This window comes from Deinococcus aetherius, assembly GCF_025997855.1.
GTDB classification, from domain to species: Bacteria; Deinococcota; Deinococci; order Deinococcales; family Deinococcaceae; genus Deinococcus; species Deinococcus aetherius.
In genome coordinates, this window is record NZ_AP026560.1 from 560114 (window position 1) to 583079 (window position 22966).

General features: G+C 72.3%; 19 protein-coding genes. 10 read left to right on the top strand and 9 right to left on the bottom strand.

Features of this window, described 5'->3' with window-relative positions:
- Nucleotides 1–110 precede the first annotated feature (110 nt).
- The 4 genes from recA to DAETH_RS02995 form a co-directional block, all read right to left on the bottom strand.
- Nucleotides 111–1187: a recombinase RecA gene (recA, locus tag DAETH_RS02980; RefSeq protein ID WP_264776450.1), complete on the bottom strand. Its 1077-nt coding sequence runs from the start codon at nt 1185–1187 to the stop codon at nt 111–113.
- A complete protein-coding gene (thpR, locus tag DAETH_RS02985; protein ID WP_264776451.1) occupies nt 1184–2023 on the bottom strand; it encodes an RNA 2',3'-cyclic phosphodiesterase in 840 nt (279 codons plus the stop codon). Before thpR ends, recA begins: the two co-directional genes overlap by 4 nt.
- A complete protein-coding gene (locus tag DAETH_RS02990; protein WP_264776452.1) occupies nt 2020–3240 on the bottom strand; it encodes a CinA family nicotinamide mononucleotide deamidase-related protein in 1221 nt (406 codons plus the stop codon). Before DAETH_RS02990 ends, thpR begins: the two co-directional genes overlap by 4 nt.
- Before the next feature lie 121 nt (nt 3241–3361).
- Nucleotides 3362–4405: an SRPBCC family protein gene (locus DAETH_RS02995; protein WP_264776453.1), complete on the bottom strand. Its 1044-nt coding sequence runs from the start codon at nt 4403–4405 to the stop codon at nt 3362–3364.
- A 298-nt stretch (nt 4406–4703) separates the two neighbouring features.
- Here DAETH_RS02995 and dnaX point away from each other — a divergent pair, with 298 nt between their 5' ends.
- The 6 genes from dnaX to DAETH_RS03025 all read left to right on the top strand — a co-directional run bounded on the left by dnaX (nt 4704) and on the right by DAETH_RS03025 (nt 11560).
- Entirely contained in the window at nt 4704–6983 is a 2280-nt protein-coding gene (gene dnaX, locus DAETH_RS03000) for a DNA polymerase III subunit gamma/tau (protein ID WP_264777378.1), read from the top strand.
- An 87-nt stretch (nt 6984–7070) separates the two neighbouring features.
- Complete coding sequence (locus DAETH_RS03005; RefSeq protein WP_264776454.1) at nt 7071–8138, top strand: GGDEF domain-containing protein; 1068 nt, start codon at nt 7071–7073, stop codon at nt 8136–8138.
- A 94-nt stretch (nt 8139–8232) separates the two neighbouring features.
- Entirely contained in the window at nt 8233–9765 is a 1533-nt protein-coding gene (locus tag DAETH_RS03010) for a family 10 glycosylhydrolase (protein ID WP_264777379.1), read from the top strand.
- Between the two features lie 40 nt (nt 9766–9805).
- On the top strand, nt 9806–10297 hold the full coding sequence (locus DAETH_RS03015; RefSeq protein WP_264776455.1) for a flavin reductase family protein: 492 nt from the start codon (nt 9806–9808) through the stop codon (nt 10295–10297).
- Between the two features lie 68 nt (nt 10298–10365).
- Nucleotides 10366–11271, top strand: a complete 906-nt coding sequence (locus DAETH_RS03020; protein ID WP_264776456.1) for an ABC transporter substrate-binding protein — start codon at nt 10366–10368, stop codon at nt 11269–11271.
- Between the two features lie 19 nt (nt 11272–11290).
- Nucleotides 11291–11560 carry a hypothetical protein gene (locus DAETH_RS03025; protein ID WP_264776457.1) on the top strand — a complete coding sequence of 90 codons (270 nt, stop codon included), beginning with the start codon at nt 11291–11293 and terminating at the stop codon, nt 11558–11560.
- On the opposite strand, the gene DAETH_RS03030 is transcribed toward DAETH_RS03025, so the two are convergent.
- Nucleotides 11547–13325 (bottom strand): ABC transporter ATP-binding protein, encoded by a 1779-nt coding sequence (locus DAETH_RS03030; RefSeq protein ID WP_264776458.1) that lies wholly within the window; start codon nt 13323–13325, stop codon nt 11547–11549. The two genes, DAETH_RS03025 and DAETH_RS03030, sit on opposite strands and share 14 nt — an antisense overlap.
- A 201-nt stretch (nt 13326–13526) precedes the next feature.
- On the opposite strand from DAETH_RS03030, the gene DAETH_RS03035 reads away from it, so the two are divergent.
- Nucleotides 13527–14486, top strand: coding sequence for a CobW family GTP-binding protein (locus tag DAETH_RS03035; RefSeq protein ID WP_264776459.1), 960 nt, complete (start codon nt 13527–13529; stop codon nt 14484–14486).
- Nucleotides 14487–14509: 23 nt separating this feature from the next.
- On the top strand, nt 14510–14977 hold the full coding sequence (locus DAETH_RS03040) for a PaaI family thioesterase (protein ID WP_264776460.1): 468 nt from the start codon (nt 14510–14512) through the stop codon (nt 14975–14977).
- Between the two features lie 60 nt (nt 14978–15037).
- Here the strand turns inward: DAETH_RS03040 and csaB are convergent, their stop codons facing one another.
- The 4 genes from csaB to DAETH_RS03060 form a co-directional block, all read right to left on the bottom strand.
- Nucleotides 15038–16009: a polysaccharide pyruvyl transferase CsaB gene (csaB, locus tag DAETH_RS03045; protein ID WP_264776461.1), complete on the bottom strand. Its 972-nt coding sequence runs from the start codon at nt 16007–16009 to the stop codon at nt 15038–15040.
- Entirely contained in the window at nt 16006–17913 is a 1908-nt protein-coding gene (locus tag DAETH_RS03050) for a DUF5693 family protein (RefSeq protein ID WP_344870223.1), read from the bottom strand. Before DAETH_RS03050 ends, csaB begins: the two co-directional genes overlap by 4 nt.
- Before the next feature lie 89 nt (nt 17914–18002).
- Complete coding sequence (gene udk, locus DAETH_RS03055; RefSeq protein ID WP_264776463.1) at nt 18003–18617, bottom strand: uridine kinase; 615 nt, start codon at nt 18615–18617, stop codon at nt 18003–18005.
- A 118-nt stretch (nt 18618–18735) separates the two neighbouring features.
- On the bottom strand, nt 18736–19791 hold the full coding sequence (locus tag DAETH_RS03060; RefSeq protein ID WP_264776464.1) for a Glu/Leu/Phe/Val dehydrogenase family protein: 1056 nt from the start codon (nt 19789–19791) through the stop codon (nt 18736–18738).
- A 228-nt stretch (nt 19792–20019) separates the two neighbouring features.
- On the opposite strand from DAETH_RS03060, the gene DAETH_RS03065 reads away from it, so the two are divergent.
- The gene (locus DAETH_RS03065; RefSeq protein ID WP_264776465.1) at nt 20020–21492 is read left to right on the top strand and encodes an E3 binding domain-containing protein; all 1473 of its coding nucleotides are present in this window, start codon (nt 20020–20022) and stop codon (nt 21490–21492) included.
- A 184-nt stretch (nt 21493–21676) separates the two neighbouring features.
- The gene (locus tag DAETH_RS03070) at nt 21677–22891 is read left to right on the top strand and encodes an adenylosuccinate synthase (RefSeq protein WP_264776466.1); all 1215 of its coding nucleotides are present in this window, start codon (nt 21677–21679) and stop codon (nt 22889–22891) included.
- Nucleotides 22892–22966 lie beyond the last annotated feature (75 nt).

Genomic DNA, 22966 nt, shown 5'->3' on the forward strand with positions numbered 1-22966 from the left:
TGGCCTGTCTAAAGTAAGAGTACCATGCGCCCCTGCGGCCCCTCAACAAGAACCGCCCCCACCCGTCCTCCGGGCAGGGGCGTTCCTGTCTTGTTCTTCGGTCTACCGGCTCACTCCGCCACGGCGGGCACCGTCGCCACCGTGGGCAGTTCGGCGCCGCCGCTCTTGATGCTCGCCAGCACGCGCTCGCGGATCTCCTGCTCCATCTCGGGGCGCTCGGCGATGTGGGCGATGGCCTTTTCCTTGCCCTGGCCGATGCGCTCGTCGCCGTAGGAGTAAAAGCTCCCGGCCTTCTTGATGATGTCCATGTCGGCGGCGAGGGTCACGAGGTCGCTGAGCTGGTCGAAGCCCTTGCCGTACACCAGCGCCAGCTCGACCTCCTTGAAGGGAGCGGCGACCTTGTTCTTCACGGTCTTGACCTTGACGGTGTTCGCCACGGCGTCGTTGCCGACCTTGATGGGCTGGCCGATCTTGCGCACGTCGAGCCGCACCGACGAGTAGAACTTCAGCGCCCGGCCGCCCGTGGTGGTCTCGGGGTTGCCGTACATCACGCCGATCTTCTCGCGCACCTGGTTGATGAAGATGGCGGCGGTGCCCGTCTTGCTCAGAATGGCGGTCAGCTTGCGAAGCGCCTGGCTCATCAGGCGGGCTTGCAGGCCGGGCAGCGAGTCGCCCATCTCGCCCTCGATCTCGGCGCGGGGGGTCAGCGCGGCCACCGAGTCCACGACCACCACGTCGATAGCGCCCGAACGCACGAGGAGTTCCATGATCTCCAGCGCCTGCTCGCCGTTGTCGGGCTGCGACACGAGCAGCTCGTCGGTGTTCACGCCAAGGCTCCGCGCGTACACGGGGTCGAGGGCGTGCTCGGCGTCGATAAAGGCCGCCGTGCCCCCTGCCCGCTGGGCCTGCGCGACGATGCTCAGGGCCAGGGTGGTCTTGCCGCCGGACTCGGGGCCGTAGATCTCGGTGATGCGCCCGCGCGGAATACCGCCCACACCCAGCGCCAGGTCGAGGCTCAGGCTGCCCGTGCTGATGGTCTGCACGTCGAGCTTGCTCTCGGCGCCCAGCCGCATGATCGAGCCCTTGCCGAACTGCTTCTCGATCTGGCTCATGGCCGTTTCGATGGCCTTGGTGCGCTCCTTGCTGTCGCCGGGCGTGCCGAGTTCCTTGGTGATGTCCTTGCTCATGGCGTCTCCTCAATGGGAAGGGGGGCTCGTGGGTTCTGGGCCTGCTCCCTCTCCCCTGGTGGGGCTGGTACAGCTCCGAAGGAGAGAGGGCTGGGGTGAGGGGGCGACGTGGCTACCGTCTCCGGTCCTGCCGTCCTTACCTCTCCCCTCAGCCGGAAGGTGCTCTCGGTGTCGTAGATCGGGCCGGTCTTACGGAGGGTGCTGCGGATCAGCGCGGCATTGCCCGCCTGCCAGCCCAGGTCGAAGATCAGGGGTGGCACGCGCGGCGCCGGTCCCTTCTTCCGAGCGAGGGTGATGTGGGCCCGGAAGGGAAGGTCGTCCGTCTCGATCCCGAGGTCCCGGAGACCCTGCCGCAACCCGTTGGCAAGGTCGTCCAGCCCCTCCGCCTCCACCTTCACGAACCAGACGCGCGGGCTGCCCTCGTTGGGAAAATAGCCGGTGCCGCGCAGACGAATATCGAGCGGCGGCACGTCCTGCGTCAGTCTCGCGCCGAGTCGTTTGAGGTCTGCCACCCGCTCCGGCGGCACACTCGGCAGGTAGGCGAGAGTGACGTGGAACTGGTCGGCACGCACCGGACGCCAGTTGCCGCGCAGGTGCCGCTGGGCCTCGGCGAGGGGGGCGGCAACGTCGCTGGGAACCTTGAGGGCGTAGAACATGCGGAGGGTGCGTTCGTGTCCCTCGTGCCCGTCCTCCTGCCGGGGTGGTCGCTGTTGACGAGGAGCGGGTGCGGCTTCCTGCGGTTGCGGCGGGGTCTCGGGTTCCTGGGCGGGCTCGGCGTCCACTTGAGGACGCGGTTTGCTCACCTTCCCGAGCTTGATCTTGGTCGGACGGGTCATGCGTTCCCCCCCGCCGAGCCCACTTCCTGCGGCCTGAGCGCCCGGAACGCGAGGCCGAGGGCGGCGGTCGCGGCCCGCTCGCGCACCTGTCCGGCGTCCCCGGGCCAGTTGAGGGCGGTGACCTTCTCTACCCCGTCCGCGCTGATGGCGACGTAGGTGTGTCCGGTGTGCTCGCCGCGTGTGGCGGTCACCACGGCCAGGCCCACGTCCGCCCCCAGGTGCTCCCGCGCCCCCGCCGCCAGTTCGCGCGCCCCGTCCTCGCTCACGACGCCGTGCGTGCTCAGCGTGACGGGCGTGAGTCCCAGCGTGATCAGCCGCGCGTGGTCCTCGGTGATCGCCGCGTCGAGAAAACCGGGCTCGTCGGCCAGGGAGAGGCACAGGGCGCCGCCGCTCCCCGCCTCGATCACGCTGAGGGTGCGGCCATTCAAGGCGCGGGTGACGGCTCCGGCAAGGGTGTCGTCGTCCTCACCCCACGTCCAACGGGCGAGCCCTGCACGCACCGTCTCCAGCACGGGGGCGGCGAGGGCTTGCGCCTCCTCCAGAGTGGGCGCACTCGCTGCGACGCGCACGTCCACCCCCGTCCGCCGCGCGTAGGTGGCGACGCTGGGGTTGGCCTGCCGGGTCAGGTCGCCGAGCAGTTCTGCCACGTTGCCCTCCCCGACGCCCTGGGTATGGACGGTGACGGCGTGGAGGGCCTGATCGGGCAGAGGCAGGCGGGGCAGCACCTGATCGCGCCACATCCTCTGCATCTCACGCGGCGGGCCGGGCAGGGCGACAATGATCTTGCCATTCGTCCTGACAAGCCAACCCGGCGCTGTGCCAACGGCGTTGGGCAGGGCCTCGGCGCTCGGGATCAGCCACGCCTGCTTGCGGTTGATCTCGGGCATCACGCGGCCCCGGCCAGTAAATAAGCCCTCCAGCCATGCCAGCAGCTCCGGGTCTACCTCGGGCGTTTCGCCCACGACGGCGGCGATGGCCTCGCGGGTGAGGTCGTCGTCGGTGGGGCCGAGGCCGCCCCCCAGGATCACGAGGTCGGCGCGGGACAGGGCGAGCTTGATCGCCTCCGTCACCCGCCCCAGGTTGTCGCCCAGCACGCTCTTGCGGTGCAGGGTCACCCCGCGCGCCGCGAGTTCGCGCGCGAGAAAGGCGGCGTTGCTGTCGACGATCTCGCCGAACAGCAGCTCCGTCCCCACGCTGATGATTTCTGCTAGCAGCATAACAACCTCGCCAGAGTATAGGTGAAAACGAAACCCGATACCAGGGGGCAGGAGGGGGAGAAAGGCACCCGGCGAGTGTAAGCGTGTGAGGTGGGCAAGGGGCCGAACTTGAAGGATCAGCCTACCGCGCCGCCGTCAGGCCCACGCCCCGGCCCTCCGCCCGGTCTCGGATTACTTCGAGGATGGTGCGCTGGAGGTCGTGCATGATCGACCGGGTGAAGAAGGCCGTGTACCCGTTGAAGTGCGTGCTCACCCGCTGGGTGCTGCCCAGGTGGAGCAGGGTGACGCCGGGGGAGACCTCCTCCAGGGTGTAGGTGCCGCTGAGCACGTCGAAGAAGCGACCGCCGACGCGGACATGGGGGTCGAGCCAATCCGGGTCCTGCGCCCGGATGCGAAACGAAAGCCGTTGGCCTGGGGCCCAGTCGGTCACGGTCTCCCGGAAGCTCAGGCCGCCGTCGAAGGTGGCGAGCCGCACCGCACCCAATCCGTCCCTGTTCAGGATCGCCTCACGCGGACGCGGCAGACCGATCAGGTGCGCCCACCCGGCGTGAATTTCACGGTCCTCGATGCGGGGCACGCTGCGAATCTGCTGCCACACGAGGTCGGGGGAGGCCTGGATCAGGATGTCGTTCGTGACCGTGCGGTACTCGCCCGGCAGGGGGCGGGCCTGTTCCAGCGGGCCCAGCAGGGCCGGGAGTCCCAGCGTGAGCAGCAGGGCGCCCGCGCGGGCCCGCCTCCACAGCGAGCGCAGACCCAGACCCAGCAACGCGCCGGGCAGGGCGACCACGTACATCGCCGGAGCCGCCAGGAACGCGCACAGCACCCCCTCGAAACCCGTGACGGTGGCGACCACCAGGAAGGTGGTGATGGTGGTGAAGGCGACCAGCAGGGCCTCGGCGAGGGGGTGGGGGCGGCGAGGGGGCTGGAAAAGAGGGGCATCGCCCCAGGCGTCGGGTGCCCCCTCGCTCCTGGCAGGAGCCCCGGGCGTGGGCGGCGGGACGAACTGCGCCGACAGCACCCCGAGCGCGAACGGCACGGCGAACAGGTAGGTCGAGACCATCACGCCCACGTCCCCGTTCAGGCGGTGCAACCACAGGTACACCAGAAGCCCATACCCCACCCCGGCGAGCGCGCCCGCCACGATCCCCCGGCCGTACGGTCCCATGCCCCACCCTATCCCTCACGCCTCTCACAGAGGTCCCGTTCCCCCGCCTCCCCCAGAGGGTGGGCGGCGCCACCCGCGAGGGCGGGCTGTGGCTTGGAGTCCCGCCCCTTCCCTGGGGCGAGGAGACCCGGCGTGCCTGCCTCACCCCGCGCCGTCCGGGGCCCCGGTACACTGGGCTGGTGAGGGACACGGGCGCGTCAGCAGGCAGTGGTGAGTGGTCAGTGGTCAGTGGGTCGTGGTTTTTGGCTTTCCCACCCACCACGACCCGCTCACCACTCACCGCGCCGGGGGCCCGCCCGTGAGCGCCATCTACCAGCGTGCCCGCCCTATCCGCTGGGATCAGGTGGTCGGCCAGGAACACGTCAAGGACGTGCTGCGCGCCGCCCTGGAGCAGGGCCGGGTGGGGCACGCCTACCTCTTCTCCGGGCCGCGCGGGGTGGGCAAGACGACGACCGCCCGCCTCATCGCCATGACGGCGAACTGCACCGGGCCCCTGCCCAAGCCCTGCGGAGAGTGCGAGTCGTGCATGAGCGTGAAAAACGGCTCCCACCCCGACGTGCTGGAGATCGACGCGGCGAGCAACAACTCGGTGGACGACGTGCGCGACCTGCGTGAAAAAGTCGGGCTCGCGGCCATGCGCGGCGGCAGGAAGATCTACATCCTCGACGAGGCGCACATGATGAGCCGGGCGGCCTTCAACGCCCTCCTGAAGACGCTGGAGGAGCCGCCCGCCCACGTCATCTTCATCCTGGCGACGACCGAGCCCGAAAAGATCATTCCCACCATCCTCTCGCGCTGCCAGCACTACCGCTTCCGCCGCCTGACCCCCGAGGAGATTGCCGGGAAGCTCGCGGGCATCGTGGGCCGCGAGGGGGTGCGCGCCGAATCCGAAGCCCTGAACCTGATCGGGAGATTGGCCGACGGGGCGATGCGGGACGGCGAGAGCCTGCTCGAACGGATGCTCGCGGCGGGGTCCAGCATCACGCGGGCGGGGGTGGAGGACGCCCTGGGCCTGCCGCCCGGCGAGCGGGTGCGGGACATCGCGGGGGCCCTCGTGCTGGGGGAGGCGGGCGCGGCGATTCAGGGGGCCGCCGCCCTCTACCGCGAGGGCTTCGCCGCCCGCACGGTGGTGGAGGGGCTGGTCGCAGCCCTGGCGGACGCCCTGCACGCCGAACTGGGGCTGGAGGGCGAGCGGCTGGAGGGGGCGGACGTGCCGAGGCTGCTGAAGTTGCAGGCGGCCCTCGACGAGCAGGAGGCGAGATTTGCCCGCTCGGCGGACGGGCTGAGCCTGGAACTCGCCCTGACGCACGCGCTCCTGGCCGCCGACGCGGGTGGAGGGGCGAGCATGGTGAGCGCGGGGGCGGCCAGCGTGCCCGCCGACGTGGCCGCCCGCCTCGCCCGGCTGGAGAAGGAGGTCGCCAGCCTGCGGTCCGCCGGAGTTCAGGCTCCCGCTGTGAACGAGGTGCCCGCCTTCGACCCCGGGGCACGCCGTGCTCCCGCGTCTGCGGCGGCAGAGGCTCCGGCTCCGACGCGCACCGTCCCCACGTCACCCCCACCCGCACCCGTACCGCAAGGAAACTGGGCGGACGTGGTGCGGCAGGCGACGATGCAACTGCGCGCCTTCCTCAAGCCCGCCCGCACCCACGCCGAGCCCGGGTACGTCAGCCTGACGTACGACGAGAAGAGCGCCTTCCACGCCAAGCAGGTGGTAAGCAAGTTCGACGAGGTCGGCGCCCTGGTCCTCAAGGTCTTCGGCCCGGTCACCTTCGAGCTGATCGCGCCCGAGGGGGGCCGCAAGGTGAGGCTGGGCGGGGGTGGAGGCGGCCCCGACGGGGGAGGGGGAGGGGGTGTTCCGGCCCCGGTCGCCCCGGCCGGACCCGCCCCCACGCCCGCCCGAGCCCAGCCACCCCGCCCGGCGGAATCCGGCCCGGAGCTTCCCGCCTTCGAGCCCACCGCCCGGCCCCGTGCGGGCCGTGGGCCGGACCTGGCCCCGCTGGACCGTCCCGCCTCCCCCCCGACGCAGGCGCCGCAGGCTCAACCCCAGCCCGCCCGGACGCCTCCCCGCATGGCGGCAACCCTCGACCCCCCCACCGCGCTGCGCCCCGCCCCGCCGCCCAGCCCGGACGACGTGGCTCCCGCGCCGCTGCCCAGGGCCGACCCGGCTCCCTGGAACGAGGAGCACGCCGCCGACCCGCCCCCCGCGCCCGCCGATGCGCAGGCGGGCGACCGGGTGCCGCCCGAGGGGGCCCGCGCCGACCTCTACATCGTGGAGGCGGTGACCGAGGAACCCGACTGGGGCGAGATCGGCGGCGAGGTGGAGGGGTCGCCCCCCACGCTCGACGACGCGCCCTTCGCGGGGGTGGTGCCCGAACGGCCCGCGCCGCCCCCCCGCCCCCCCGCCCCCCGCGCGGCCCAGGCGGCGGCCACCCCTGCGAGCACCCGGCCCGGCGACATCCGCGCCCACCCCGTGTACGAGGAGATCAAGGGCCGGTTCGCGGGACGGGTGCGCGAGATCGGCAAGAACCGCAATCCCCACCCGGCGGCGTCCTCCGGGGGCGACGAGGGCGACGAGTCCTGACGCTCGGGGCGACCGGGCATTTGTTCAACGTTTAAAAATTGGGCGGGGCAGACATCTGTCATACGGCCGCGTTTAGAGTGGCGCCCCGTGAGGAGGAGGACGACAGGCGAGACGGGCGCTCTGCCGGAGGTGGAGTTCCGGCAGAGCGCCCTGCTCGCCATGTTCGGGTGCGTGGCGGTGGTGTCCGTGCTGTCGCTGAGCCTGTCCTCGCTGTGGTCCTTCGCGAGGTGGGAGCAGACGGGCCTGCGTGCGCTCACCGTGAAGAACGTGGCGCTGTTCGTGTGGCTGTGGCGGCGGCCCCGGGACTTTACGCTGATCGGCGTGCTGGAGCTGATGTTCGAGGGGGTGGGGGGTCTTTACAAGTTCGGCATGGTCCTGCTCGCCGACCGGACCTCCTACGGGCTGGGCGGGTACGTCTTCTGGCTGATCCTGTACCCCTTCGTGGCCTCGCTCGTGCTGCGCGGGCGGCGGGCGCTGCTGGCATCCCTGGCCTTCTTCGCGGGGCTGCTCGTCATCGGGGGCCTGTACTGGGCATCGGACGACATCCCGGTCTCCCTCAAGCGGCTGCACGGCAACACCATCGTGCAGATGTACCTGCTGCACGGGGTCTTCATCGCCTTTCTCGCGCTACAGAGCCGCCTGCTGGGGCAACTCCTGCGCGCCGTCCAGCGGGCCGAGAGCGAGGCGAGATTCGCCAACGTGGACGCCCTGACCGGCCTGCCCAACCGCCGCCAACTCGACGCCTGGCTCGCCGGGGGGCAGGGCTCGGCGCTCAGCGTGATCCTCTTCGACCTCGACCACTTCAAGCGGGTGAACGACACCCACGGCCACGACGCGGGAGACCGGGTGCTCCAGGCCGCCGCCGGGGCCGCCCGTCAGGCCCTGCGCCCCCAGGATCAGCTCGGGCGCTGGGGTGGGGAGGAGTTCCTGGTGATCCTTCCCGGCAGCGGCGGCCCCGAGGCGCGGGGGGTGGCCGAGCGGATCGCGGCGGCGGTCGCGTCGGTCCACCACCCCGACGTGGGCCGGGTGACGATCAGTTGCGGCGTGGCCGAGGCCCTGCCCGGCGAGGCGCCGGACGCGGTGCTCAAACGCGCCGACGAGGCCCTCTACGCCGCCAAGCGGGGCGGGCGAGCCCTCGTCGAACTGGCGGTCTGACCCGTGGGGTGATCCTCACCCGCCCCTGCGGTAGGCTGCCCGCACGACCGTGACGACTTCCCTCCTGCCGCGCCTCGCCGCCCTGTGCGCCCTCATGCTCGTCCCCCTGGCGGGAGCCACGGCGCCGCCCACGCCGGACCCCGCCCCGGAAGGGCCCCGGCCCGAGGTCGCCGCCCCGGCCCCGGCGCCCGCCTCCATCAGCGACGTGCGCGGGCTGTGGGTGGACGCCTTCGGGCCGGGGCTGAAGACGGCCGCGCAGGTGCGGCAGACGGTGGAGGAGGCCGCCCGGCTCGGGGTGAACACCCTCTTCGTGCAGGCGATCCGGCGCGGCGACTGCCTGTGCCGCCGCTCGGCCCTCCCGGTGGTGACCGACGCGGACCTGGAGCCCGGCTTCGACCCCCTGGGGGAAATCACCCGCCTCGCGCACGGGCGGGGAATGCGGGTGATCGCCTGGGCGAGCGTCACGGGCGCGTCGAATACCCAGGTGCCCAACACCAGCCCGGCGCATGTCTTCCGAGTCCACGGCCCGGGGGCGGGGGCGGCGTCCTGGCTTGCCCGTCGCCCGGACGGCTCGTGGCGCACCGGGTCCGACGCCTGGCTCGACCCCGCCATCCCCGCCGCCGCCGACTTCATGGTAGCCGGGTTGGTCAGCCTGGTGCGGAACTACCCGGTGGACGGGGTGCAGCTCGACCGCATCCGCTACCCCGACGGCGGCGTGTGGGGCTACGACCCCAAGGTGCTCGCCCGCTACCGCGCGGAGACGGGGGCGCGGGGCACGCCCGCCACCACGGACCCTCGCTGGCTCGACTGGAAGCGCGGGCAGGTCACCGCGCTCGTGCGCCGGATCAGCCTGGAGGTCAAGGCCGCGCGCCCCTCGGCGTGGGTGAGCGCCGCCACGATCACCTATCAGGCCCCGCCCGCGCCCGGTGACCTGGCGGCCTTTCGCAAGACCCGTACCTACGCCGACGTACTTCAGGACTGGCCCACCTGGATGCAGGAGGGGCTGATCGACCTCAACGTCCTGATGAACTACAAGCGCGACGCCGTGCCCGCCCAGGCCGCCTGGTTCGACGGCTGGAACGCCTTTGCCGCCAGTGTGCGCGCCGCTCCCGGCGATCTCCGGGGGGCGGAGGTGGCGGGGGGCACGGCCCTGTACCTCAATCCGCCCGCCGTGACCGCCGCCCAGGCCGCGCGCACCGTGGCCGCCGGGCTGGGCTGGGTCGGCTACTCGTACCGCACGCCCACCCTGGACGTGTACGGCACCCGCCAGAGCACCCCCGAGGGCCTCGCCGCCGTGCGGGACCTGCTCACTGCCCCGGGCGGCGCGCTCGCGCGGGTGAGCCCCTGGACCGCCCAGCCGCGCACCGTGCGGGGGCTCCTCGGGCGGGTGGTCGGCACCCCCGTCCCCGGGGGCCGGGTGGTGGAGGCCCTGCGCGGCGGGCAGGTCGTCGCACGCACGCTGACGGACGGCGGCGGCAACTACGGCTTCCTGAACCTCGCCCCCGGCCCGGTCGAGGTGCGCGTGAGCGGGCAACGCTGGGCCGAGCCCGTGCCCGAGGTGGGCGTGATCCGCTACCCCGATCTTCTCGTGCGGGACGTGCAACCGGCGGCGAGCGGCAGGCCGTGAGGAGGGAAGGGGAAGGGTGCCCGCCCGCTACACTCCGCCCATGACCTCTCCCGCCCACCCAGGAGGCATTCCCCCGCACGAGTTCCGGCAGACCCTCGGACGCTTCGCCAGCGGCGTGACGGTCATTACCGCGCAGGACGGCCCGGAACGCCGGGGCATGACCGCAAGCGCCTTGGTGTCCGTCAGCCTCACCCCGCCCCTGATCCTGGTCAGCGTGGACCACCGCGCCACGATGCACGCCCTGCTCTCCCGCCAGGAGGTGACCCGTTTCGGCGTGAGCATCCTCAGCGCCGCGCAACGCCACCTCAGCACCCACTTCTCCGGGCGCCCCGGCCCCGAGGAGACGGTCCCCTGGTTCGACCACGAGGGCCTGCCCCTCATCGGCGGCAGCGTCGCCCAGCTCGTGTGTCGCAAGCACCAGGCCATCCCCGCCGGGGACCACACCCTGTATCTCGGCCTGGTGGAGTACTCGCGCTACACGGACGACGACCCGCTGGTGTACTTCCGGGGGCAGTACCACGAGCTGGGCTGAGGGGCGGTCCCTCGCTGACGTCCACGCCTCAATCTTGACTTTCTCGGTCGGATTTCAGAGAGTGGGCTGTGCGTTCTCTCCTCTGCCTGCTGTGGGGCGTCGGGCTTCCGGCCCTGGCGGCCCCGGTCTCCGTGAAGCACGATCTGGGCGTGGCGACGTTCGGCGCGGTGCCCGACCGCGTGATCGCCAACAGCGAGGAGGTCGCCGAGCTGCTGGCGGTCCTGGGGGTGCCCGCCGTGGGGTACGCCTCCGGGCGCGTGGGGGGCCAGCTCGGGCAGCCGCTGGGGAAGCTGTCCACGCTCGCCGCACCCAGCCTCCGGGGAGCCGTGTTCGTCGGAAGCTACAACCAGCCTTCCCTGGAACTGATCGCGGCCCTGCGCCCCGACCTTATCCTGATGGGCAGTGGCGACGGCACGGAGGCCCTCTATCCGGCCATGCAGAAGCTGGCGCCCACGGTCGCCTACGACTACGACAAGACGTCCTGGCGTCAGGCCCTGGGAGACCTGGGACGGCTCTTCGGCAGGGCGGCGCAGGCCAACCGTTACCTGGCGACGTTCGATGCCCGGGTGCGTGCCCTGCGAACACGGCTGGGGCCCATCGCCGCCCACGCCCCGCGCACCACCCTGCTGTACATGTACGAGCCGGGCAGCGTGATGGTGCTGGGCCGGGGCTTCAGTTTCTCCAGGACCCTCGGTCTGCTCGGGCTCACGCTGACGACCCCGCGCGGCATCGACCCGAACGTCGCGTTTCAGGTCCTCTCCCCCGAAGCGCTCCTCGCCCTGGACACCGACCGCATCGTCTTGCTCCGGGTCAAGACGGGCGGTCGCTTGGTCGAGCGCAACACCACCGATGCGGTGCTCGCCCGGCTGGGCAAGCCGGTCTTCACCTATCCCCTCGACCCGCAGGAAGCGTCCAGCGGCCCGCTCACCGACCTGAAGCGGCTGGAGGGCGTCGCCAACCTCGTGCGCCGCTGATCTCCCCCCTGCTGCCCCCATGCCCCCTTACCTCCTGCAACTCCTGATCGCGCTCGCCCTGGTGGGCCTGACCTTCCTCGTGTCGTACCCGCTGCGGGTGGGGGACGCGGGCAGCGTGGACGCGCTCGACGCCTTTCTGCTCGTCTTCGCGCTCGTGAATCTGCGGGTGAGCTGGGGGGCAGCGAATCAGATGAACGGGGGGCGGGCGTCTGCGTGGTTCGTCGTGCTGGGATTGTTGACGGCGGCGCTGATCACCTGGGCGATGGTCCGGGCACTCACGCCGGGCTGACGGCCCCCGGGATCGCGCCGTCGAGGTTCCGCGCGGTACGCTCCAAGGCGGCGTAGGCCCCGTTCCGGGCACGCAGGACGGCGGGCGGGCCGTCCTCGACGATCCGCCCGCCCGCGAGGACGAGCACGCGGTCGGCCCCCCGGGCGAGGCTGAGGCGGTGGGTGACGATCAGCGCCGTTCTCTCGCGCATCAGCTCGTCCAGCGCGGCGACCACCAGCGCCTCGCTCTCGGCGTCCACGGCGCTCGTCGGCTCGTCGAGAAGCAAAACGGCGGGTCGGGCGAGCAGGGTGCGCGCGATGGCGAGGCGCTGGCGCTGCCCGCCCGAGAGCCGCACGCCGCGCTCGCCCACCACGGTGTCCAGCCCCTCTGGGAGCGCCCGCACGAAGTCGAGCGCGTGGGCGGCACGCAGGGCCGCTTCGACCTCCTCGGGGGTGGCGTCGGGGCGGGCGTAACGCACGTTCTCCAGCACCGTGTCGTGGAAGAGGAAGGTCTCCTGCGGCATGGTGACGGCGTGCGTGCGCAGGCTCTCCAGTGTCACGTCCCGCACGTCCACCCCGTCCGGCAGGACGCGGCCAGAAAGGGGATCGTATCCCCGCGCCACCAGACCGAGCAGCGTGCTCTTGCCCGCGCCCGACTCGCCCAGGATCGCCACCCGCTGCCCGGCGGGAATGGTGAGGCTCAGCCCCTCCAGCACGCGCCGGGCGGGGTCGTAGCCGAAGGCCACGTCCTCGAAGCGCACCTCACCGCGCGCGGGCTCTCGGAGGGGCTGCGCTCCGGGCCGCTCGGCGACGGTCACGGGGGCGTCGAGCACCTCGAACACCCGCCGCCCGCTCGCCTCCGCCCGTTGCAGCAGGTCGCCGATGTTCACGAGGTCGTCGATGGGGCCGTAGAAGTAGCGCCCGTAGCCCCGGTACGCGAGCAGCCCGCCGACGGTGAACTGCCCCGCGAGGATAAAGGCCACCCCGCCCCCCAGCATGATCACGTTGCCGAAGTTCGCCACGAAGCGCGCGAGCGGAAAGGCCCGGTTGCGCAGGGTGACGGCCCGCACCTGCACGTCGTACAGCTCGCGCCCCAGCGCCTCCACCCGCCGCAGCTCGGCCCCCTCCCGCGCGAAGCCCTGCACCACCCGAATCCCGGCGAGGCGGTCGGTGATGAGGGCCGTCAGGTCGCCCAGCCGCGTCCGCGCCGCCCGGTAGGCGGGCCGGACGGTGCGGGCGTAGCGGCGCAGCATGAGCGCGACGGCGAGCATGGGCAGGGTGACGAGCACCCCGAGGAGGGGTTGCAGCGCGATGAAGATGGCGACCACGCCGACGAGGCGCAGGGCGTTGGCGAGCACCGCGTCTGTGCCGCGCACGAGCACGTCCTGCAAGGCGTCCACGTCGCCCGTCACCCGCGCGATCAGGTCCCCGGTGCGCTGCGACTCGAAGTACGCCGCCGACTGCCCCTGGAGCTTGCGGTAGACGCTCAAACGCAGGTCGAGCGTGAGCCGCTGCCCGGCCCGCTCCAGCAGCAGGCCCCGCCACGCCGAGAGGAGTTGCTGGAGCCCGAACACCCCCACCAGCAGGGCGAGTTGCCAGGCGATGAAGGCCCAGTCCCGCGCGGGCAGGCCCTCGTCCACCACCCTGATCCACACGAGCGGCGGGTACAGCTCCGCTGCCACGCTTCCCACCAGGAGCAGCAGCCCGAGCGCGACCGTACGGCGGTACGGGGTCAGCAGGCCGTACAGGCGCCGGGTGACGTTCCCGGACTCGGGTAGACGACTCACCGGGGAAGGCTAGCGTGCCGTCCAGAACCGAAGGGGAAGAGGACGCACCGATTAACCCCTCAGTCAGCTTCGCTGACAGCTCCCCTTGGAGGGAAGCCAGGGACGGAGTTAGAGCGCCCAGTCTGTTGCTTCCCTTTAAGGCGACTTGCAGAGGGGTGAGGCGGTACGGCAGCGGGGTCAACCCGGCGCTATCCTTGCGCCATGACCACCCCCGGCACCGGCTCGACGGACGAGCGCATCCCCGTCGTCGTGATCGGCGGCTTCCTGGGGGCGGGCAAGACCACCCTCGTCAACCACCTCATCCGCTCGCTGCCCCACCGCCTCGGCGTGATCGTGAACGAGTTCGGCCAGGCGGGCGTGGACGGCGGGCTGATCGAACGGCTCTCGGACGACGTGACGGAGTTGACGGCGGGGTGCTTGTGCTGCACGGGCCGGGACGACCTGTTGCGCTCGCTCGTGACCATCGCCATGCGCGAGCACAGGCCCGACGCCGTGCTCGTCGAACTCAGCGGTGTGGCCGACCCCACCCCCGTCCTCACCACCCTGCTCGAACGCTCGGTGCGGGCGGCCTTCCGCGTGACCACCCTCGTCGCCGTGGTGGACGCCCGGCACGTCCTCCAGACCCTGCGCGAGCACCCCGAGGCGGCGCGGCAGCTCGCCTACGCGAACGTCGTCGTCCTGAACAAGACGGACCTTGCCGACCCCGCGCTGCTCGACCACGCCGAGGAGGTGCTGCGCGGCGTGAATCCGCTCGCCCGCGTCGTGCGGGTGGAGCGCGGGCAGGTGGACGCGGACGCCCTGCTCGCCCGCGACGACTTCGACCCTCGTGTGGTGGAAGGCGCCCCGGAGGTCAGGCACACGCCCGGCCTGGGGTCCTTCACCCTGCGCGCCGACCGCCCGCTCGACCCGTACCGCTGGCAGAGATTCATGACGAGCCACATCCTCTCGCGCCCCGCCGAGGTGCTGCGGGTCAAGGGCACGCTCGGCCTGCACGGCTACCCCCAGCGGGTGCTCTTCCAGGCGGTGCGTGACCTCTTCACCGCCGACGCCTGGGACGACTCGGACGGGCGCACCGAACTCGTCTTCATCGGGCGGGGGCTCGACCGGGCAGAGTACGAGGCGGCGTTCGGGGCGTGCGTGGTGGCGGACGTTCCCGCCTGAGCGCCCGTCGTATCCTCCTCCCCATGACCCTGCACCCCGACCTGCGGCTGCCCACGCCCGACGACCTCGACCGCCTGAGCCCCGAGGAGATCGCCGCCGGGCTGAACGGGCTTACAGGCACCCTGGGCAGTCACCTGGGCATCGAACTCATCACCGCCACCCGTGAGCGCCTGACCGCCCGGATGCCGGTGGAGGGAAACCGCCAGCCCGCCGGACGGCTGCACGGCGGCGCGAGCCTCGCCCTCGCCGAGGAACTCGCCAGCGTGGGCACCTGGCTCAACCTCGACGTGCGGCGGCAGGTCGGCGTGGGGGTGGACGTGAACGGCACCCACGTGCGCGGCGTGACCGACGGCTTCGTCACCGCTGAAGCCGAACTCGTCTACCGGGGCCGCAGCGTGATGGTCTGGACGGTCGAGGTGCGGGACGAAAGGGGCCGGACGACGACGGTGGCGCGGTGCACGTGCAACGTGATCAGCAACGCGGGGGGTTGAGGGGACAAGTGGGAGAGGCGGCCCGTCGTCAGGCCGCCTCTCGCCCGGACGTTCCAGCTCCTACCGCTCCAGCGCCCGCGTGAAACTCCGCCGCGCCCGCGCCCGCATCTCTGTCACAGCGTCCCAGTCGGGAGCGGTGCGGGCGAGAACCTGCCTGCAAACAGCCTCGGGGTCGAGGGTGGTGGGATGGCTCGGCGCCCCCGCATCGTCGCAGAAGCCCCGCACCTTGGGGTCGTAGGCCACCCCCGCGAAGGGCACCCCGGCGGCGGCGGCGAGGATGACCGCGTGAAGCCGCACCCCGATCACGAAGCCGCTCCCCACGACGGCGTCCAGCGCCACCTGCGGGTCGCGCGTGCTCAGCACCTCGTCCGCCCCCAGGCTCCGCGCCGCCGCGTCGTCGTGCTCCGGCATGAAGCTCAGGGCGGTCACGCGGCGGCCCTGCTCGCGCAGGAGGGCGGTGACGGTTCTCAAACGCTCGGTCGCGTCCGTCACGTCCCCGCGCGGGGCGACGATCACCCGGTCGGGGTCGGGGCTCACCCCCGGAGTCGGCGCGAGGAGGAGGGCCGGGTCGCCCCCCAGTTCCCCCTCCACCCCCAGGGCGCGCAGGGTGTCCAGGCTGCCCCGGTCGCGCACGATCACCCGCACTCCCTTCAGGGCGGCGGCGACCCGCTTCCCCCCCGCCTCGCTGAGCGGGCCGATGCTCTGGTTGAAGACGACCACACGCTTGCCCAGCAGCCGCGCCGCCCGGATCACCCCGAGGTAGTAGGTGAGGGTGCGCGCACTCGTCCGGTCCTGCAACAGCCCGCCGCCCCCCGAGAACACGACCTGCGAGCGGGCGAGGGCCCCGAGCAGCCCCGCCGGTTTCATGCGCGGAGCACTCTCGCAGCCGTACGTGCGGGCCGTCTCCTCCGGCGTCTGTGACAGCAGGAGGGGTGTGACCCCCTGTGCCTTCAATTCACGGGTGATGGCGAGCGCGATGGCCTCGTCCCCGGTGTTACCGAACCCGTAGTAGCCGCTGACGGCGACCCTCACGCCCGGACCTCGGCCTCGCCGACCGGGCGGCGCGAGCCGTACGTCGTCCACAGCCGCAGCCCGAACTTCACCACCCGGATGGCGACCAGGCCCAGGATCAGCCCCACGCCCAGCCCGATGAAGCAGCGGGTGGCGCTGATCAGCAGCGGCGTGTGGAAGTGCGAGAAGGTGTTCAGGATGCTCGCCTGCCCGACCACGCCGCCCAGGATCAGCAGCAGGCTGAAGTACCCCGGCAGCACGCCGCTCAGGCCGACGAGGGCGAGGGGATGCCCCGCGAGTTCCTTGAAGCGCGGGCGGATGATGGTGTCCTGGAGGTCCTGGCGCAGTTGCGCCTCGGTGCTGCTGACCCCCAGCCCGGTGGCGTTCCCGCGCCGCAGGAAGACTAGGGCGAAGACGCCCAGCCCGAGCGCCATCACCGCGATGTCCCCGAGTTTGATGGGCGCGGTGTAGAGATCACGCGCCGTCTTGCGCAGGTCCTGGCGCGGCAGGAAGCTCAGCACCACGAAGACCAGCGGCAGCAGCAGCGTCAGCCCCACTCCCCGGAAGGGCTCCAGCCCCAGCACGCTGTCCCGGTTGGCGCCCAGCCCGCTCACGAACAGCACCCCGGCGAGCGAGAGGCCCGTCGCCATGAACCAGTCGGTGACCCGTGATCTCCGCAGCACCAGCCCCAGGGCCGGGAAGGTGATCGCCGCGATCAGCGCCCCGCCCTCGAAGGGCCGCAGGCCGTTGAGGCCCAGCGCCCCCAGCCCGGCGAGCGCGGCGACGACCAAGCCCAGGCGCGGGAGGGGATAGCTCAGCCCCAGCAGCACGAGCGCGGCGAGCGGGCCGAGCAGGCTCAGCCAGCGCAGAGTGTCGTTCGGCTGGAAGGGCCGGATGTCGGGCGTGCCCACCTTCACCCCCGAGCGGGCGAGGAGGTCGCGGGTGCGCGAGAGGAAGGCTGAGGTCTCATACACGGTGGGGAAGGGCCGCACGTAGAGCAGGCGCTGGGTGCGCTCGCGGGCGGCGAGGGCGTACTTGCTCGCCACCTCCTCGGGGCCCAGGCGGTTTTGCCAGCTCGGATTCATGGCGAACATGCGCGCGGCGCCGTGCGTCTCGACCAGGGTGTCGAGTTCGCGCTGCGGGTTGCCCTCGATCAGGGCGGGCAGGCGGCTCCCCAGCCGCTCGTTGATCTTCTCCAGCCGCTCGGGCGTCCGGGCCCCGATCACCTCATCCCCGGTAAAGGCCACGAAGGGCACGTCCGGCCAGTCCCCCGCCGGCTCCCGCACCGCCTCGTCGTCGTAGGGGCGGTACACGACCACGAGCCCCTGCGCCTTGAGATCGTTGATGAGCGCCCGGTTCGGCCCGGCGGGCAGGAAGTTCGGGTCGGTGGGCCAGGCGATCCAACGCTGTCCATTGATCGTGACCTGCCGGGTGGGGATGGTGTAGCGCGCGGGCAGGGCCTCCGCCGCCCCCGGCACGAGCGAGCGCATGTAGATGAACTGCGGGTTCACGCCCGCCCCCGGGTTCTCCACGGCGAGGTCCGCCCCCGACCGCACGTAAATCTGCCCGCGCTGCTCCAGCGAGCCGATCACGTCCTCGTACACGGCGGCCCCGTTCACCCCGAGCGCCTTGTAGCGGTCAAGCAGCGCCTGCGGTTCCAGCCCCACCCGCCGCGCCTGCTGCACGAGCGCCGGGTAGTCGATCACCACCGCCACCGTCTTCTGCGCCTGCTCGTAGGCCACCCGCCCCCACGCGAGCACGAGCGCCGGGATCAGTGAGAGCAGGATCACCCCCAGCAGCGGCCACGTCAGTGGGTGGCGGGTGGGCGGCGGGGCGAGGGGCGGTGAGGAGGTGGGGGCGAGCGGGCCGGGCGCCGCGCGGATCACGGTGGAACGGGTGGGGGTGGGGTCGGTCACGGGACACATCCTAGAAGGGGAGGGGGGGCGGAAGGGAAGCCGGGTCAGCCTGCCTCCCCGCCCCCGGCCCCGTCGTCCGCCGAAAGGGGGAGCGGGGCTCAGATCGTCGTGCGGATGCGCGCGGCGAGCATGTCCAGCGCAGGCTCGTTCATGCCGCCGTGGGGGATGATCACGTCCGCGTACCGCTTGGTCGGTTCCACGAAGCTCAGGTGCATGGGGCGCACGTACTCCAGATACTGCGTGATCACGCTCTCCGGGGTGCGCCCGCGCTCCTGCGTGTCGCGCAGCAGCCGCCGGATGAAGCGCACGTCGGCGTCGGCGTCCACGAAGACCTTGAGGTGCATCCGCCCCCGCAGTTCCTCGTCGTACAGGGCGAAGAAGCCCTCCAGCACGACGACGGGCGCGGGGAGCACGGTGGTCGTCCGGGGGGAGCGCGTGTGCCGGGTGAAGTCGTACTCGGGCATCTCGACGGGCACGCCCGCCAGCAGCGCCCCGAGGTGCTCGCGCAGCAGCGCCCAGTCGAAGGCCGCCGGGTGGTCGTAGTTCGTCTTCGCCCGCGCCGCCTCGGGGATGTCCGCCTGGTCGCGGTAGTAGTTGTCCTGGCTCAGGACGGCCACGCCGCCCTGCCCCACCGTCTCGATCACCCGCCGCGTGACGGTCGTCTTGCCGCTCCCGGAGCCCCCCGCCACCCCGATGACGAAGGGGGAGGTCACGGGTGCCCCCGGCGGTCAGTGGGAAGTGGTGAGTGGTGAGTGGAAAAAGCATAGCGAACGCAAAAAGCTTGAGCCAAAGTTCCCACTGACCACTCACCACTCACCACTAACCGTCCCCTCACGCCCCCCTCCCCGTCACCGCGCCCCCCGTTCCCAGGCTCCCGATCAGGTCGATGCGGCGCTCGGCCATGCGGCGGGCGACGACGTGGGGCGGCTTGCCGTACTGGTCGGCGACGGCGACGATGCGGGTGACGGTGGCGTAGACGCGCTCGGCGGCCTGCTCGGGGGTGGAGGAGGTGGCGGCGGCGATCAGGCCCGCCGCGTTGATGGCGAAGTCGGGGATGTACATGATGCCCGCCTCCCTCACCGCGTCCTCCCCCCGGCGGGTGAGGGGGTGGTGCTCGCCGCCCGCGATCAGGCGACATTGCAGCCGGGGCACCTCGGTGCTGCGGACGGAGTGCCCGTACCCGCACGGCGAGAAGACGTCGCACGGCACGTCGAACAGCTCCTCGGTGCCCGTCACGGTCACGCCGTCGAGTTCGTCCGCCAGCGTCTCGGCGCGCTCGGGGCGGTTGTCGGCGACGGTCAGGCGGGCGCCCTCTCGGTGGAGGTGCTCGGCGAGGGTGCGGCCCACGGCCCCCACCCCCAGCACGGCCACCCGCACCCCGCGCATGCTCTCGCTCCCCAGGGCCGAGCGCGCGGCGGCCTTGATGCCCCGGTAGACCCCGTAGCCCGTCACGCTGCTCGTGTCGGTGTTCACGCCCAGGGTGGAGGGCGTCTCCTGCGCCACGAAGGCAATGTCGCGCGGCGTCACGCCGATGTCCTCGGTCAGCACCACCCGCGACTCCAGCGGCCTGACCTGGCGGCCCAGCGCGCGGAAAAGGGCTTCCCGCGCGTGCGGGTCGTCCACGCCGACCTCGGGCAGCATCAGCACGCAGGCGCCGCCGCCGTAGTTCAGGCCCGCCAGGGCGGCCTTGAGGGTCAGGCTCTCGCTGAGGGCCAGGGCCCCCCTCAGGGCGGTCTCCTCGTCCAGGGGGCGCAGCCGGACCCCTGCGATGGCCGGGCCCAGGACCGTCGAGTGGATCGCCAGGGCCGCCCGCAGACCGCTGGGGGCGTGGTGAAGAAGCGTCAGGGCCTCGTGCCCGCGCGACTGCATCTCCTCGAATATCAGCATCGTTCTCCCAGGAGGCGCGCGGGCTTGGTCGGCACCGCCTCGCCCGCGCGGCAACGCCCCGAGCCTATCACCGCGCCCCGGGCGCCGGGGAGGGGCCCTTTGTCCGGGCCGTTGAAAGAAGGCTGTCAGGCTCCACGCGTCACCCTGCGGCAAAGCAAACGGCCCGCTCGCCCCCGGGGGCGGCGCGTCCTGCCCGCAGGGGAGGTCGCACGGGCCAAGGGGGAATGCATGGAAAGAATCGCTCCGCTCGCCAAAATCCTGGCGGAAGCAAACGGCATCGACTGGCAGACTCTGCGCGGCAGCGGCCAGGGTGGACAGATCGTCGAGGCCGACATCCTCGCCCACCTCGCCCGCATCATGAGCGGCGAGGAGGAACCCCCGGCCACCCCGGTGGACGCCCCGCCGCCCGACTGGACCGGCGAGGACCTCTCCGCCAGCCTGATCACCCCGGGCCTCCCCAGCGCCGACGCGCTCCGGGGTGCGGGCGTGGACTCGGACATCACCGCCTTCGTGGCTCAGGCCCGCACCGCGCCCCCGGCCCCCGCCCCCGCCGCTCCGGCCCTGGAGGACGACGCGCTCGACTTCGAGCTCGACGACGATCAGGCCGACTTCGAGCCCGCGCCGCTGGCGGCTGCCCCGGCCCCGGCCTGGAATTTCAATACTCCCGCCCCCGTGACGCCGCCCGCCCCGCCCGTGGCCGCGAGCGTGCCCTCCCAGCCGTCGCTGCCCGCCGTGGCGGCCTTCACCACGCCCGAGCCCGTTCGTGCGGAGCCCGTTCCGGCAGCCGCCGCTGCGGCGGCCGGACCGAGCCTGTCGGGTGGGCTGGGGGGCCTGCTCTCGCGCCTCTACCAGCCCAGCACCCCGGCCCCCGCCACCACGCCCCAGCCGGAACCCGTCCAGCTCCAGCCCGTTCACCCCCAGGTCGCGGCGGCGCCCGTCCTGCCCGAGCCGCTGCCCGTCCCGGCTCCCCAGCCCACCGCCGCGCCGGAAGCCCGTCTCCCCGAGCCCCCGGCCCCGCCGTCCTTCCCGCTGCCGAGCCTGGACGCGCAGGCCTCCCTCCCCGTCCCTGTGGCCGAGACGCCCGCGCCCGCCCCGGTCGCCCCCCTCGCCGAGGTGGAACCCCGGGTGGAGGAGACCCCCCCCGCCCCGGCCCAGCCCGCCCTGGCGCAGGAGGCGCTGGAAGCCCCGGCCTTCGAGCCGGACGCCGGGGAGGTTGCCCCCGTTCAGGTCGCCGCCCCGGCCCCCCGCACCTTCGGCACCTACCTGCGCCGCGACGTGAACGTGGCCCCTGCCGCCGACCTGCGCCGCCAACTCATGGGCGCTCTGGGGCAGGACGTGGCGCTCGGCCTCCTCGTCGCCCGCGCCGCCGGGCGCCATGCGGACACCCTCGGGCTGGGCACCGTCGCCCTCCAGGACCTCACGGCCGGGGAGGCGCGCACCGTGCGTCCCGGCGCACTGCGCGACGCCCTGGCCGCCCTCGGCACCCTCCTGGAGGGCACGCCCGACCTCCTCGTGACCGACGCGGGGACGCTCGACCTCGACGACCTGCACCTCGGGCACACCGTCACGCTGAGCGTGGGCCGCGAGCGGGGGGGCCGCGCCGCCCTGAGCCTCAGCGGCGACGTGGACCCCGTCCAGGCCGCGCGCTTCCTGGCAGAGGTGGCAGGGGCCCTGGAGGCGCCGATCATCCTGGTGATCTGAGGCTTTCAGCCGTCAGCGACCGATCTGGCTGACGGCTGCTCTCTGAGGGCTGACGGCTCTCTGGACATTCGCGCCCCCGCCCCGCACCGCCGGGCTACACTCGGGCACGGTGCCGCGCGCCGTGCTTTTTTTGCCCGCTTCCCGGGCGCAGGAGGGCAAGTCCGGGCGCGCGGCTGGAGGCAGGATGCCTGGAATTGCGATTATCGGCGCGCAGTGGGGGGACGAGGGCAAGGGGAAGATCACGGACTTCCTCGCCCCGCAGGCCCGCTATGTCGTGCGTTATCAGGGTGGCGCGAACGCCGGGCACACGGTCACGGCCGGGGGGCAGACCTTCAAGCTCAACCTGCTCCCGAGCGGGGTGCTGCACCCCGGCACGGTGAGCGTCCTCGGCGACGGCATGGTGATCGACCCCGAGAAGTTCCTCGCCGAGCGCCAGAACCTGCTCGACGGCGGGCTCAGGCCGGAACTGCGGATCAGCGACCGGGCGCACCTCGTCCTGCCACACCACAAGTACGTGGACGGGCGCAAGGACTTCGTGGGCACCACGGGTCGCGGCATCGGCCCCGCCTACGCGGACCGGGCGCGGCGGGTCGGCATCCGCTTCGGAGACCTCGCGGACGACGCCCTGCTGCGCGAGCGGGTCGAGCGGCTGCTGGAGGCCAAGCCCAACTCCACCCGCGAGGCGGGCTGGGCGACCGTCGCCGACGCGCTGGGCTACCTGCTCCCCATCCGCAACGCGCTGCTGCCCTTCGTGAGCGACACCGGAGCGCAACTTCGGCAGGCCATCAAAGGCGGCGAGAACGTCCTGTTCGAGGGGGCGCAGGCCACCCTGCTCGACCTCAACTACGGCACCTACCCCTTCGTGACGAGCAGCCACCCCACGGTGGGCGGCATCCTGGTGGGGGCGGGTGTGAACCACCGGGCGGTCGGCAAGGTGTACGGGGTCGCTAAGGCTTTCAACACCCGGGTCGGCCACGGTCCCTTCGCCACCGAGGTCTTCGGGGAGATGGAGACCCGGCTGCGCGGCGACGGCTCCAAGCCCTGGGACGAGTTCGGCACGACGACGGGCCGCGCCCGCCGGGTGGGCTGGCTCGACCTCCAACTCCTGCGCTACGCCGTGGACGTGAACGGCTTCGACGGCCTGGTGATCAACAAGATGGACGTTCTCGCGGGCCTGGACACGGTCAGGGTCTGCGTGGATTACGACGCGGCGGGTCAGCCCGTCTACCGCGAGATGCCCGGCTGGGCGAGCACGGACGGCGTGACCAGCCGCGACACGCTGCCGGGGGAGGCCCAGGCCTACCTCGACCTGATCGAGGAGACGGTGAACTGCCCGGTCGTCATCTTCTCCTGCGGCCCGGCGCGCGAGCAGACCTACGGCGAGGTGAGCTGGGGCTGAGGGGGAGCTTTCAGCCATCAGCCGTCAGCTCTTCTGCTGAGAGCTTCCCCTACAGTCCCTCCCCGCCGCCGAGCT

Excerpts from the sequence above, each read along its gene's own strand:
- recA (WP_264776450.1), bottom strand. The coding sequence starts at position 1,187 with ATGAGCAAGGACATCACCAAGGAACTCGGCACGCCCGGCGACAGCAAG.
- thpR (WP_264776451.1), bottom strand. The coding sequence starts at position 2,023 with ATGACCCGTCCGACCAAGATCAAGCTCGGGAAGGTGAGCAAACCGCGT.
- DAETH_RS02990 (WP_264776452.1), bottom strand. The coding sequence starts at position 3,240 with ATGCTGCTAGCAGAAATCATCAGCGTGGGGACGGAGCTGCTGTTCGGC.
- DAETH_RS02995 (WP_264776453.1), bottom strand. The coding sequence starts at position 4,405 with ATGGGACCGTACGGCCGGGGGATCGTGGCGGGCGCGCTCGCCGGGGTG.
- DAETH_RS03010 (WP_264777379.1), top strand. The coding sequence starts at position 8,233 with ATGCTCGTCCCCCTGGCGGGAGCCACGGCGCCGCCCACGCCGGACCCC.
- DAETH_RS03015 (WP_264776455.1), top strand. The coding sequence starts at position 9,806 with ATGACCTCTCCCGCCCACCCAGGAGGCATTCCCCCGCACGAGTTCCGG.
- DAETH_RS03025 (WP_264776457.1), top strand. The coding sequence starts at position 11,291 with ATGCCCCCTTACCTCCTGCAACTCCTGATCGCGCTCGCCCTGGTGGGC.
- DAETH_RS03035 (WP_264776459.1), top strand. The coding sequence starts at position 13,527 with ATGACCACCCCCGGCACCGGCTCGACGGACGAGCGCATCCCCGTCGTC.
- DAETH_RS03040 (WP_264776460.1), top strand. The coding sequence starts at position 14,510 with ATGACCCTGCACCCCGACCTGCGGCTGCCCACGCCCGACGACCTCGAC.
- DAETH_RS03050 (WP_344870223.1), bottom strand. The coding sequence starts at position 17,913 with ATGTGTCCCGTGACCGACCCCACCCCCACCCGTTCCACCGTGATCCGC.
- DAETH_RS03060 (WP_264776464.1), bottom strand. The coding sequence starts at position 19,791 with ATGCTGATATTCGAGGAGATGCAGTCGCGCGGGCACGAGGCCCTGACG.
- DAETH_RS03065 (WP_264776465.1), top strand. The coding sequence starts at position 20,020 with ATGGAAAGAATCGCTCCGCTCGCCAAAATCCTGGCGGAAGCAAACGGC.
- DAETH_RS03070 (WP_264776466.1), top strand. The coding sequence starts at position 21,677 with ATGCCTGGAATTGCGATTATCGGCGCGCAGTGGGGGGACGAGGGCAAG.